A 12,312-nucleotide genomic window follows, 5' to 3' on the forward strand; every position below is an offset into this window, starting at 1 on the left:
CTTGCTCGCGATGCGCATAACCCGGTTTAACCATGAAACCGTATCGATGCCATCGAAAGCAAGCTCGGCTCCTACTTTCAGGTCTTACAGTACGTCGAGCAGCTCGACGTCGAATACCAGTACGCTGTGCGGCGGAATGCTACCAACGCCTTGCGCGCCGTAAGCCAACTCGCTCGGCACGTACAGACGCCATTTGCTACCGGCGTTCATCAGTTGCAGGGCTTCGGTCCAGCCAGCGATCACGCCGCCGACCGGGAATTCTGCAGGCTGACCACGATCGTAGGAGCTGTCAAACACAGTGCCGTCGATCAGAGTGCCGTGGTAGTGAGTACGCACGCTGTCTTCACGGGATGGCTTGGCGCCAGCACCGGCAGTCAGTACTTCGAATTGCAGACCGGAAGCCAGAGTGGTGATGCCGTCACGCTTGGCGTTTTCAGCCAGGAATTCCAGACCAGCACCAGCAGCCGCTTCAGCCTTGGCTGCCGCTTCGGCTTGCATGATTTCACGGATAACCTTGAAGCTGGCGGACATTTCTTCCTGGCCAACACGGCTGTCCTTGCCGGCGAAGGCATCGGTCAGACCTGCCAGGATCGCGTCCAGGCTAACGCCCGGTGGCGGGTTGTCACGCAGTTGGTCGCCCAGCTGACGGCCAATACCGTAGCTGACGCGGGTTTCGTCGGTGGACAGATTTACTTCGGACATAACGCTGCTCCGCTGTGCGGACGGCTCTGGAAATTGCCGTGCGTGCACAGCGCATTCCGGGGCGCCCGGAACCAAAAGGGCGAGCAGACTAGCACACAAGTCGGCCCCGTGATGAACGCGCGTCCGAGCCGTCAGGCAGAATGGATAGCGATCGGCACCCGCAAGCTTTCCTCGGTGCTGCCCGACATCCCACACATTTCATCGTGAACCGAGGTGTGAATCAGATTGAACGGCAGCTTCGGAAAGGCATGGAGGACTTCGCGCGCGTGTTCAACCGAACGCAGATGAAGCATCTGGCCATGAGTGTCGCTCAACGGATAGGCCGCGCCATGTATGCGCGCTTCTATCAAATAAATCCCGCCTTCGAGCGAGATCAGGTTCAGCTCGTCAACCTTCCCGGCGATCGCATAAGCATTCAACTCTTGCAGGTTCATGACCGCACCTCGCGCAACTTAAACTTGGCCCAGGACAGTTACAGGCATATGCCTCGCCGCACAAAAGCACAAGCCAGAAACGCCACCGCCCGTCCGTTTCGCAACGGCCGGGCGGCTCACAACTTCGCTCAGAGCAATCAGTGCTTGGTCAACTTGTCCAGGTAACCCATGGCGAAGGCTGAGATCACGAAGGTCATGTGAATGATCACGTACCACTTCAGATGCTCAGGATCGACATTCTTCGCATCCATGAATATGCGCAGCAGGTGAATCGAGGAAATCGCCACGATCGAGGCAGCCACCTTCATTTTCAATGAAGAGGAGTCCATCGTGCCAAGCCAGTTGAGCTTTTCCTTTTCTTCATCGATGTCGAGCTGGGAGACGAAGTTTTCGTAACCGGAAATCATCACCATCACCAGCAAGCCACCGACCAGCGCCATGTCGATTAACGACAACAACACCAGAATCAGATCCGACTCGGCCATTGAGAACACGTCGGGGATAACGTGCGAGACTTCCTGGAAGAATTTCAGGGCCAGGGCCAGCAAGCCAAGGGACAGACCGAAGTAGATAGGCGCCAGCAACCAGCGCGAGGCGTACATTGTATTCTCGATAAAGCGTTCCATTAAATCTCACATCAGGTCTGAAAATGGCGGCAAGTATATCAGCCGGTCAAAAACCCATAAACCGCAGAGAAATCCATGACCTGCGCGTCTGCCAAGGTGTTTTTCTGCTAGTGTCGAAGACATTCACGCAGCTCACTGACGTCGGACAGGAAGACTGAACAATGGATTTGCGATTCCCTTTAGCGAGTGTTGGCCTGTGCATCGCACTGCTGATCTGCGGCGGCTGCTCACCCAGCGATGGGAAGTCGCAGACCAGTCTCGAAGACAAGACCGCGCAGTTCGAGAAGTCTCTGGATGCTATCGAGGATCCGAAACTCAAGGACGCCGTGGCCAATCTCGGCGGCTCTTTACTGTTGTTTGAGCGCGCCCAACTCAAACTCAAGAGCAAGCCGATCGAAACCGAGTACGGTGAAGATGCCATGGCCTTGCTCAAACACTATCCAAGCCCGCAAGCCTTCGTCGACACCTACATCAACGGTCTGTTCGTACTGCGTAAATCGTCCGACTCCGACTACCTGACCGACCTGCAGCCGGTGTTCCCGTTCAACTTCAGCATGGCAGCAGAGTTCCCGTTTCCTCACGGTCTGGAATGGCAGTCGGTAACGTTAAGCAACAAAAAAGTCGTTCCCTTCCAGCCCGAATGGTCGGAAACCGATCCCGGCATTCAGTTCAGTCCTTCGAGCTCCAACCTGACCAACCCCGATGATCTGACGGTAACCTACCCCTACATCGAAGGCCTGGAAGTCGAAAACAAAAATCAGCCTCAACCGGTGACACTACAGGGCAAGGTGGAAGTCATCGCGCCGCGCAAGGTATTCACCTTTGACCTGACAAAAAAGGACGTGGGTAAAAAGCGCACCGATGAAAACATCACCGTCACGCTGTTGACCCTGGGAAAGAACTACGCGGAAATCGAACTGAGTAACAGCGCATCGCTGGCACCTGAGGTCAGTGCAACTCCGCTCAACCCGCTGATTGTTCAGGCCAAAGACACGACCGGGCAATTCCTCGCGCGCTCGGGCTCGATCAACGAGAACGCCAGACAAGTCGCTTTCTATGAAAAACAATTGGCCGAAATGCAGAAGCAGAAGGCCTGGAGCGAGACCTTCCAGAAACAGCTTGAGGATGAACAGCGCACATTCGAATACCAGCAGACCAGCCATTACACCAAGGTCTACTTCAACGGCGCGATCGAGAATCTGGAAGTCAGCGTGCTCGACTTCTCGGGCGCCACGGTCACACGCAAGGATCTGCAGTTACCGGTGCGTCGGTTCGACAGGAACACCACCGAGAGAACCATCCAGAGCCTCTCACTGCCCGTGGTGGTGTATGACGACCAGGCAGCGACCTGGCTGAAGGACGCGACCCTCGACGAGGACAAACTGAAGAAAAGCATCACCATCAGCCAATCCGTCGAAGACCCCAGTGCCGCGCGCATCGAATTCGATCATCCGAAAACCTTCAATGATGAGCTACTGGGCTCCTCTTTCAGTGCCGGCGACACACCCGTGACCTTCTTCACTCAAGACGAGAACGGCAAACGCGCAGGCCCCATAGAGCTGCCACCTGAAGCCTTCCAGGTCGATCCGCTACGCGCCACGATCACCTACGACCTGAATCTGTTTCCGGAAACACCGACCTACGCCATCGGTTCTGTGCCATTTTTTCTCGCCAGCATCAAAAAAAACACCCTCGCAGCAGGCCAGCTGCCTAAAGGTCTCGAGCTCAAGGGCAATGCCTTGATTGTCGACCAGAAGTTGTTCCCGTCGCAGGACTGGCGCTTTTACGCCAAGGACGACAGCGGTAATTACTTGAAGGAAATTCTTGCGGTCAGTCATAGCGCGACCGCCGACGGGCCGGCGTTATCGGATGTGCATTACTTCTACGGCCAGCCGACCCATCTGGAGACCTACCAGCGCACCGAACTGAACACTGTCGAATATGGCTTCGAGGTCAAACTCGACAAAGCGGAAACAGAAAACCCTGTCGAGTAAGCGTTTCAGTGTCCAGGATGCATTCAAAAGTCGCCCGAGGGGCGACAGCGCCCGCCGTTGATTTCCCGCAACTGCGCCTGTAGGTGCAGGCACCAGATTTGCGGATCATCGGCCAGTTCGTAGCCGTGTAACGTCAGGCTTTCAACGATGGTTTCAAGGATCGATTCGGCCACAAAAGGCCCATGAAACGGGCCTTGAGCCTTGATGGCGGAAGGTTGTTCTCCGGCCATTCCGGCGGCGAAGAGTAAGGTCCACATACCTGTATCCCCTGCAAGCGGGCGAATGCTGCATTCGATACGGGTAACCAGGCCAAGGCATTGGCGGGTAAGGCTGAGGTTGCGCGACATAGCGGCGACCCTCGGTAGATCCGGTATTCAGCCTCCACAGGAAGGCTGTCTCGATCCAGTGATTACTGTCGATATCCTTGCCCTGAGAATAGAGGAAAAGTCTGGACTGCATGGTCTGCGAAGACCAGCGGCACCAAATGGTCATTTTTCGAACATTGACGTCAGTTTTGTGGCGAAGAGGCTCTCCCCCTCGCCACAGGTCAGCCTCAGAGAGGTTTGGCCGCTGCCAGCGCCTCTTGAATTGCCTCTTTTTCCGCTTCTTTTTCTGCTTCTTTGAGGTCTTCATCGCTGACCATTTCGGCGATCACTCGCAGACGCTCAACCACCCGCGCGTTGACGCTACCCTCGGGGAATTGCCCCTCTGCATCCGGCTCGCCGGCAGGTTCACCGACCAGTAGACTCAGTGCTTCATCAGCCTGGCGCACCGCGTAGACGTGGAACTGCCCGGCCCGCACCGCCGAAAGCACGCGCTCATCGAGCATCAAGGTCGCGACGTTGGCCTGCGGGATGATCGCGCCCTGCTCACCCGTCAAACCGCGGGCTTCGCAGAGACGGAAGAAACCTTCGATCTTCTCGTTGACCCCTCCGACCGCTTGAACCTCACCGAACTGGTTGATCGACCCGGTGATTGCAAAGCACTGCTTGAGCGGCGTTTTCGACAGCGCCGAAATCAAGGTGCAGGCTTCGCCCAAAGAGGCGCTGTCACCGTCGACATAGCCGTAGGATTGCTCCAGGGCGATACTCGCGGAGATCGCCAACGGGAACTCCTGGGCGTAGCGGCTACCCAGATACCCGGTAAGGATCATCACGCCCTTGGAGTGGATCGGCTGCCCAAGGTTGACCTCACGCTCGATGTCGACAATACCGCTGCCGCCCGGGTAGACCGTGGCGGAAATCCGCGCCGGTATACCGAACGCCGAGTCACCGACTTCGAGCACCGTCAGACCGTTGCACTTGCCCACCGCCGCGCCCGCGGTGTCGATCAGGATGATCCCCGCCAGCATGTCGTCGAGAATCCGCGCAGAAACGCGTCCAGTGCGGGTCGCTTTGGCTTTCAAGGCACGTTCGATGTGCCCGGCATCAGTCATCTTGTCGCCGGCCAGATGACGGATGAAATCCGCTTCGCTGACCAGCTGGAACAGATCACCGATACGTGCTGACAACCGCCCCTGATGCTCGGCCAGGCGTGCGCTGTAGGTCGCCAGGCGCGCCACGGCATCAGCGGTCAGCGGCGCCATGCCTTCTTCCGAGGTACGGGTTTTCAGCAACTGAGCGAACTGCTCGAGGCTTTCATCGACCATCGGGATGTCTTCGTCGAAGTCCACCAGCACCCGGAACATTTCCTGGAAATCCGAATCCAGGTCTTGCAGCGCGTAGTAAAGCTGCCTCGCACCAATGATGACGACCTTGACCTGTAACGGAATAACCTGAGGTGCCAGCGTTACCGTTGCCAGCCGCCCCAGCTCGCCCAGCGGTGATTCCATTTTCAGTTTGCGCGACTGCAACGCGCGCTTCAGCGCATCCCAAACGAACGGCTCGCTGAGCATTTTCTCGGCTTCGAGGATCAGGAAACCACCGTTGGCCCGATGCAAAGCCCCCGGGCGCAATTGTCGATAGGTGGTGTAGAGCGCGCCCTGATCGGTGCCGTATTCGATACGGCCAAACAGGTTGTCGTAGGTCGGGTGCGGCTCGAATACCACTGGCGCACCGCCGCTGGCGTGGTGCCCGACAACAAGGCTGGGGCCGTACTGTTCTTCCAGAAGCTTGCGGGCCACCGCATCGGTCTTGCTGTCGTCGACCAATTGCTCGACCACGGTTTTCAGCAGGTAAACCTGCATGGCTTGCAGATAACCGCACACCGCGGCGTTTTCCGCGTATTTTTCCGAAAGAGGCGCCAACAGCGGCTGCAAGGCCAGGGTGATGGTTTCTTCGTTGAGGTGGCGCATCTGGTTGCTGGATTCACGCTTCCATTGCGGCAGACTCGCCAGCTCTTCGTTGAGGCGTTCTTCCAGTATGGCGATATCGGTGTGGAAACGCTCGCGCTCGGCTTCCGGCAGTTGCGCGAACTCGGCCTCGTCCAGCGCCTTGCCTTCGCTCATCGGGGTGAAGGCGATGTTGGTGCTGTCGCGATAAAGGGCGACTTCCTTTTCCAGGGCCAGGCGCTCGATCACATCCAGTGCGCGGTCGTAGCGCTGGTTGAACGCGCGGTCGATGGCGCTTTTCTTTTGCTGGTAGGAAGGGTGCTCGAACACTGCCGGAAAGGTCGCCAGCAGGTTATCGATCAGACCATTGATATCGGTAATGAAAGCACCGGCCGCGCCCGAGGGAAGCTCCAGCGCACGTGGCTCGCGCGGCTCATCGAAATTGTTGACGTAGACCCAGTCCGCCGGGGTTTGCAGACGTTTGCCTTCGGCTTTGAGGTAGCGTTTGACGAATGAAAACCGGCCAGTGCCGGGCTCTCCCATGACAAACACGTTGTAACCGGGGCGCGGCATGGCCACGCCGAACTGCAACGCTTCGACCGCACGCTCCTGGCCTAGCACACCGCGAAAAGGCTCCAGATCATTGGTTGTAGAGAAGCTGAACTGTTCAGCGGAAAACGGACGTGTCAGCGCTTCGGGCGCTAGACGCAAGCTGGCAGCAACAGGATCAGGCATCGGGCTTCCTTACATCAGGCGGGGCAGATAACGGCATTCTGGCGCCGGGTGTACCCGGCTGGCAAGGCACGCTGTAGACGAAAGCATAGACAAGTAACAAACCCAAGGCGGGCCGGGGTAAATGGCTCTTTTGAGGAATGTTTTGCAAAAAATCACGGAACCCCTGGTTCGTGCCTAAACTCCAGGCTGCGCGGCTGGACTAATAACCAGCCCAACTGGCACCGGCACGGGCCAGACCCCCTTGTCCAAAAGAGAACAAAGCTATGAAACGGATTCTTCTCGGTACTCTCTTCACCGTTGTATCTCTCAATGCAATGGCCCAGGCGCCAGGCGGTCCGGACTGCGGCTGGGGCAATATGCTGTTCAAAGGTCAGCGTGGCACCCCGGCCCACTTCCTGGCATCTACCACCAACGGCACTTCTGGCAACGCAACTTTCGGAATGACTTCCGGCACCAACGGCTGCGCGACCAACGCTGAGCTGACCTACGGTGGCAAGTCCTGGATTGCCATGAATGGCATGATGAACGAGCTGTCCGAAGACATGGCCAAGGGTCAGGGCGAAGCGCTGACGACCTACGCGGTGGTGCTCGGTGTGGCGCCTGAAGACCGCGCGCATTTCGCTGCTGTCACCCATGAGCACTTCCAGCAAATCTTCAACAAAGCCGATGTGACCGCCGAGGATGTGCACACCAATACCCTGGCCGTACTGAAAGGCGATGCTCGTCTGGCCAAATATGCTACCCCGGCATAAGCTCGACCCTCCCGCTCCTTTGAAGGGGCGGGATTTGTTTTTTGGACCTGTCCCGCCTTGGGTCTTTCTTATCGAATTCTAAGTTGCCCACCATGCTCAAACGCCTTGCCTGCTTGGCGCTCTGTGTCTGCGTCCCGCTGTCCGCCGCGCCTCATATCGACAATCAACGTTTGCAGCAATTGGCCAAGACCCCCTTCTGGATTGCCCTGGGTCACTATGAAACCGCCAAGCTCGGCGGCTGGCGCAGCTATGTCAGCGATCCGAAGTTTTTCCTCGCCACCGATGGCGCCCATCATCCCGACGCCGAGCTGAACGCGACCCTGCAAGCGTTGTACGCCCCGGCCAGCGCCGGCGAAAAACACGCGCAATGCGTTTACCCGGCGCGAACCCGATGGTTGAAAGCGCAGCTGAACCTGACTGACTTACCGGCCGTGGACTGCACCGAATTCAAGCAGTGGTTCAAGGACGTCGCGCCACACAGCGCGGTGATGATTTTCCCGGCGGCTTATTTGAACAGCCCCTCGTCGATGTTCGGTCACACCTTACTGCGAATCGACCAGGCCGACGTACAACGCGATCACACTGCCCTGCTCAGCTACGCGATCAACTTCGGCGCCTATATCGAAGGCTCGGACAACAGCATCCTTTACGCCTGGAAAGGCCTGATGGGCGGCTATCCCGGCCTGTTCGCACTGGTGCCCTACCAGGAAAAACTCTCGGAATACCGCAGCCTGGAAAACCGCGACCTGTGGGAATACCAGCTGAACCTGACCCAGGAAGAAACCGAGCGCATGGTCGAGCATATCTGGGAACTCAAGCAGATCCGGTTCGACTACTTCTTCTTCGACGAAAACTGCTCCTACCGCTTGCTGGAACTGCTGCAAGTGGCGCGACCGAGCCTGAAGCTGACCGAACAATTCCCGCTGACCGCTATCCCCACCGATACCGTGAAAGCCGTGAAGGAAGCCGCACTGGTGGAGAAGATCGACTTTCGACCGTCCCGCGAACGCGAGTTGCTGAACCGCGCCGAGCCATTGACCGGCGAAGAACAGGCTTGGGTGCTTAAAGTCAGTGCCGACCAGCAGTATTTGCAGGATCCGGTTTTCAAGGCTCAACCACGGCCCCGTCAGGCTCTGATCATCGACGCCGCCTACCGTCTTGAACGCTACCGCGTCAACGGCCTGGAGCGCGATCCACAGCGCTCGCAACGCAGTTTCGAGCTATTGCGGGCGATCAGTCAGAATCCCGCGCCGCAGCTTTCGATCGAACGCCCTGGCCTACCCGAGAACGGTCACCAATCGCGCACCTGGCAAGCCGGTATCGGCACCCGGGGCGACAGAGCCTTTGGCGAATATGGCCTGCGCATGGCCTATCACGACCTCAACGACAATGCCGAAAGCTTCCCCCTTGGTGCACAGATCGAAATCCTCCAGATGAAGCTGCGCCAGTACGAAGGCAATAAATGGCAGTTGCAGCAACTGGACCTGGCGACCATCCGCTCGCTAACCCCGCGTAACGAGTTGCTGCAACCCTTGTCCTGGCAAGTCATGAGCGGTCTGGAGCGCGTGCCGGGCAAGCATGACGATGAAACACTGGTCAGCCACGTCAATGGTGGCGCCGGCGGCACCTGGCGGCTCAGCGACAAGATGCTCGGATTTGCCCTCGGCACCGTGCGCATCGAGCACAACACCGACTTCGCCGGCTTCATCGCCCCGGCAGCCGGTTTCAACACCGGCCTGCTCTGGCGAAACCCGCTGGGTAATCTCAGCCTGGAAGCCAAAGGCGATTACTTCACCAATGACGAAGTGCGCCGCAGCCTGAGCCTGAATCAACAGTGGGAGCTGTCGCGCAACCTCGGCTTGCGGCTCAGCGCGCAGCGCGAGTTCAGCCACTTGGCATCCCCCGAGAACGAGGTGATGCTTGAAGTGAAGTGGTATCACTACTGACCCATCCCATGCCCCCTGTAGGAGCTGAGCTTGCTCGCGATGGTATCGCCGCGGTCATTCAGCTACATCTAGGTGTTCGCATCGCCAGCAAGCTGTGCTCCTACAGGAGATAGAGGTATCAACGGTTTTATAACGGCACCGCTTGCAGCAGGTCGCTTTCGGACAATCGACGAAACTAAAAGACTGCGATCATGGCCCAAACTCCATCAAGGGAGAAATGCCATGAGCCGCGCCTTCGTCAATGAAGATCGTGCCGCCGCGCAAGCCGACCAACCGGTAGAACGGCAGGTCAGCGCGCAGCCCAATTACGTCACCCCCGCAGGCCTGGCTCAGCTCCAGGCCAAAGTCGCAGCACTGCAGGCGCAGCGCAATGAGCAATCGGTGCTAGGTGAGGGAGCTGACAAGCAACGCCAGGCCGATATAGAACGCGACCTGCGTTACTTCAATCAACGCCTGCAAAGCGCTCAGGTGGTCGCACCGGCAATTTCAACCGAGAAAGTGCAGATTGGCAGTTGGGTGACCTTTGCCGACGAACACAACGTGGAACAACGCGTGCAATTGGTCGGCGAAGACCAGGCCGATGCCGCCCATGGCCTGATCAATTGGGGCTCACCGCTGGGTCGTGCGCTGCTTGGCGCCAGGCCCGGTGATGAAGTGCAGTGGAAGCGACCGGCCGGCGATCAGTTGATTGAGATCATCCGCATCGAACCGGACTAGTGGCCTGTACGGTTAGTTCGTTAGTTCAAATTCGGATGCCGGAAGTCCCTGGCCAAGGCGCTGTGACGAGTCATAGCCCGCTATGGCGAGGAACAGCAACGCAGGATAGGGGCTTGTGGCGCCGAAGTTGACTAACAGAACCAACCACACAGGCCACTAGACGCCTGGATGAAGTTTTCTCTGTGGCAAGCGGGCCTGCCACAGGTTGATGTGCTCAGCTCGAAAAAAACGGAGCCCGAAGGCTCCGTTCTTTGTCCACCGACCTTATCAGGCCAGTTTCTTGTGGCGTACCCGGTGTGGCTGGGCGGCCGCTTCGCCGAGGCGCTTTTTACGATCGGCTTCGTACTCGGTGTAGTTACCTTCGAAGAACACCGCTTGCGAGTCGTCTTCGTACGCCAGGATGTGAGTGGCCACGCGGTCAAGGAACCACCGATCGTGAGAGATCACAATGGCAGCGCCCGGGAAGTCGAGCAAGGCTTCTTCCAGGGAGCGCAAGGTTTCAACGTCGAGGTCGTTGGACGGTTCGTCGAGCAACAGGACGTTCGCCCCCTCTTTCAGGGTCAGCGCCAGGTGCAAGCGACCGCGCTCACCACCAGACAGGTCCTTGACGAACTTCTGCTGATCGCCGCCCTTGAAGTTGAAACGGCCAACGTAGGTGCGCGACGGGATTTCGTAGCTGCCGATACGAATCTGATCGGAGCCATCGGAAATCGCCTGGAATACCGATTTGCTGCCGTCCAGGTCCTCGCGGCTCTGATCCACGCAAGCCAGTTGCACGGTCTCACCGACTTCAATAGTGCCGGAGTCCGGTGTTTCCTTGCCCATCAGCATGCGGAACAGGGTCGATTTACCGGCACCGTTACCACCGATCACGCCGACGATCGCGCCTTTAGGCATGGAGAACGACAGGTTGTCGATCAGCACCCGATCGCCGTAACCCTTGGAAACGTTCTTGAATTCGATGACCTTGTCGCCCAGGCGCGGACCGGCCGGGATGTAGATCTCGTTGGTTTCGCTGCGCTTCTGGAATTCCTGCGATTGCATTTCTTCGAAGCGTTGCAGGCGAGCCTTGGATTTCGACTGACGGGCCTTGGCGCCCTGGCGTACCCATTCCAGCTCGTCTTTCATGGCCTTTTCGTGGGCCGACTGCTGCTTGGATTCCTGGGCCAGACGATTGGACTTGGCTTCCAGCCAGCCCGAATAGTTGCCCTCGTAAGGAATACCGGCGCCGCGGTCGAGCTCGAGAATCCAGCCAGCGACGTTGTCCAGGAAGTACCGGTCGTGCGTGATCGCAACCACGGTGCCTGGGAAGTCGTGGAGGAAATGCTCCAGCCAGGCCACAGAATCTGCGTCCAGGTGGTTGGTTGGTTCGTCGAGCAGCAGCATATCCGGAGCGGACAGCAGCAGTCGGCACAGGGCCACACGACGCTTTTCACCACCGGACAGATATTCGATCTTCGCATCCCAGGCCGGCAGACGCAGCGCATCGGCGGCGACTTCCAGTTGGCGATCAAGGTTATGACCATCGCCCGCTTGCAGGATGGCTTCGAGCTTGGCTTGTTCGGCGGCCAGCTTGTCGAAATCGGCATCCGGATCCGCGTATTCGGCATAGACCTGATCCAGACGCGCCTGAGCGTCCTTGATCACGCTGACAGCTTCCTCAACCACTTCACGCACAGTCTTGGTCGGATCCAGCTGCGGTTCTTGCGGCAAGTAACCAACGTTCAGCTCGGGCATTGGCCGCGCTTCGCCGTCGAATTCGGTGTCGACGCCCGCCATGATTTTCAACAGGGTGGACTTGCCCGAACCGTTGAGGCCGAGCACGCCGATCTTGGCGCCGGGGAAAAACGACAGAGAAATGTTTTTCAGAATTTCCCGCTTCGGCGGAACAACTTTGCTCAGCCGATGCATGGTGAAGACGTATTGAGCCATGGAGAACCTAGCGTCAGTGACTGATGAATAAAGCGCGAGCGAAGCTCGAGCCAGGCCATGCGCGGTGCCAGCAATTGATCGCAATCAATACCTGCGCGCGGAAAAAGCCTGAGTGTAGGAGCTGGAACGCCCCCGCGTAACCGGCAAAGCTACCTTAATGAAGGATTTCAGTCCAGCCAGCGAAGGCTGGCACTTTGCCACAACT

At 58.1% G+C, this 12,312-nt stretch carries 10 protein-coding genes; 4 read left to right on the forward strand and 6 right to left on the reverse strand.

Annotated features, from left to right (window positions below):
- Positions 1-84: 84 nt before the first annotated feature.
- The 3 genes from bamJ to AC07W5_RS03705 all read right to left on the reverse strand — a co-directional run bounded on the left by bamJ (position 85) and on the right by AC07W5_RS03705 (position 1,762).
- Entirely contained in the window at positions 85-702 is a 618-nt protein-coding gene (gene bamJ, locus AC07W5_RS03695; RefSeq protein WP_494993600.1) for a BamJ family beta-barrel-assembly machinery protein, read from the reverse strand.
- A gap of 131 nt (positions 703-833) precedes the next feature.
- Complete coding sequence (locus tag AC07W5_RS03700) at positions 834-1,136, reverse strand: DUF6482 family protein (RefSeq protein WP_494993599.1); 303 nt, start codon at positions 1,134-1,136, stop codon at positions 834-836.
- A gap of 137 nt (positions 1,137-1,273) precedes the next feature.
- A complete protein-coding gene (locus tag AC07W5_RS03705; RefSeq protein ID WP_494993598.1) occupies positions 1,274-1,762 on the reverse strand; it encodes a TIGR00645 family protein in 489 nt (162 codons plus the stop codon).
- 161 nt (positions 1,763-1,923) lie between these two features.
- Here AC07W5_RS03705 and AC07W5_RS03710 point away from each other — a divergent pair, with 161 nt between their 5' ends.
- On the forward strand, positions 1,924-3,756 hold the full coding sequence (locus tag AC07W5_RS03710; protein ID WP_495022801.1) for a hypothetical protein: 1,833 nt from the start codon (positions 1,924-1,926) through the stop codon (positions 3,754-3,756).
- Positions 3,757-3,779: 23 nt separating this feature from the next.
- Here AC07W5_RS03710 and AC07W5_RS03715 read toward each other — a convergent pair whose 3' ends face one another.
- Entirely contained in the window at positions 3,780-4,103 is a 324-nt protein-coding gene (locus AC07W5_RS03715; RefSeq protein WP_494993596.1) for a PA4575 family protein, read from the reverse strand.
- A 206-nt stretch (positions 4,104-4,309) separates the two neighbouring features.
- Complete coding sequence (locus tag AC07W5_RS03720) at positions 4,310-6,760, reverse strand: Lon protease family protein (protein WP_494993595.1); 2,451 nt, start codon at positions 6,758-6,760, stop codon at positions 4,310-4,312.
- 263 nt (positions 6,761-7,023) lie between these two features.
- Between AC07W5_RS03720 and AC07W5_RS03725 the strand changes: the two genes are divergently transcribed.
- From AC07W5_RS03725 to AC07W5_RS03735, 3 genes are all read left to right on the forward strand, one after another.
- Positions 7,024-7,512 carry a DUF3015 domain-containing protein gene (locus AC07W5_RS03725; protein ID WP_494993594.1) on the forward strand — a complete coding sequence of 163 codons (489 nt, stop codon included), beginning with the start codon at positions 7,024-7,026 and terminating at the stop codon, positions 7,510-7,512.
- 92 nt (positions 7,513-7,604) lie between these two features.
- Positions 7,605-9,458, forward strand: coding sequence for an Lnb N-terminal periplasmic domain-containing protein (locus AC07W5_RS03730; protein WP_495022802.1), 1,854 nt, complete (start codon positions 7,605-7,607; stop codon positions 9,456-9,458).
- A 222-nt stretch (positions 9,459-9,680) separates the two neighbouring features.
- Positions 9,681-10,175, forward strand: coding sequence for a GreA/GreB family elongation factor (locus tag AC07W5_RS03735; protein WP_495022803.1), 495 nt, complete (start codon positions 9,681-9,683; stop codon positions 10,173-10,175).
- A 267-nt stretch (positions 10,176-10,442) separates the two neighbouring features.
- Here AC07W5_RS03735 and ettA read toward each other — a convergent pair whose 3' ends face one another.
- Positions 10,443-12,107: an energy-dependent translational throttle protein EttA gene (gene ettA, locus AC07W5_RS03740; RefSeq protein WP_494993591.1), complete on the reverse strand. Its 1,665-nt coding sequence runs from the start codon at positions 12,105-12,107 to the stop codon at positions 10,443-10,445.
- Between the last annotated feature and the right edge of the window lie 205 nt (positions 12,108-12,312).

It is taken from the genome of Pseudomonas sp. GW821-FHT01E05 (genome assembly GCF_059422425.1).

Bases quoted from the DNA above. Each gene is read 5' to 3' on its own strand.
- AC07W5_RS03700 (WP_494993599.1), bottom strand. From the start codon at position 1,136: ATGAACCTGCAAGAGTTGAATGCTTATGCGATCGCCGGGAAGGTTGAC.
- AC07W5_RS03720 (WP_494993595.1), bottom strand. From the start codon at position 6,760: ATGCCTGATCCTGTTGCTGCCAGCTTGCGTCTAGCGCCCGAAGCGCTG.
- AC07W5_RS03730 (WP_495022802.1), top strand. From the start codon at position 7,605: ATGCTCAAACGCCTTGCCTGCTTGGCGCTCTGTGTCTGCGTCCCGCTG.
- AC07W5_RS03710 (WP_495022801.1), top strand. From the start codon at position 1,924: ATGGATTTGCGATTCCCTTTAGCGAGTGTTGGCCTGTGCATCGCACTG.
- AC07W5_RS03715 (WP_494993596.1), bottom strand. From the start codon at position 4,103: ATGTCGCGCAACCTCAGCCTTACCCGCCAATGCCTTGGCCTGGTTACC.
- AC07W5_RS03725 (WP_494993594.1), top strand. From the start codon at position 7,024: ATGAAACGGATTCTTCTCGGTACTCTCTTCACCGTTGTATCTCTCAAT.
- ettA (WP_494993591.1), bottom strand. From the start codon at position 12,107: ATGGCTCAATACGTCTTCACCATGCATCGGCTGAGCAAAGTTGTTCCG.
- AC07W5_RS03705 (WP_494993598.1), bottom strand. From the start codon at position 1,762: ATGGAACGCTTTATCGAGAATACAATGTACGCCTCGCGCTGGTTGCTG.
- bamJ (WP_494993600.1), bottom strand. From the start codon at position 702: ATGTCCGAAGTAAATCTGTCCACCGACGAAACCCGCGTCAGCTACGGT.
- AC07W5_RS03735 (WP_495022803.1), top strand. From the start codon at position 9,681: ATGAGCCGCGCCTTCGTCAATGAAGATCGTGCCGCCGCGCAAGCCGAC.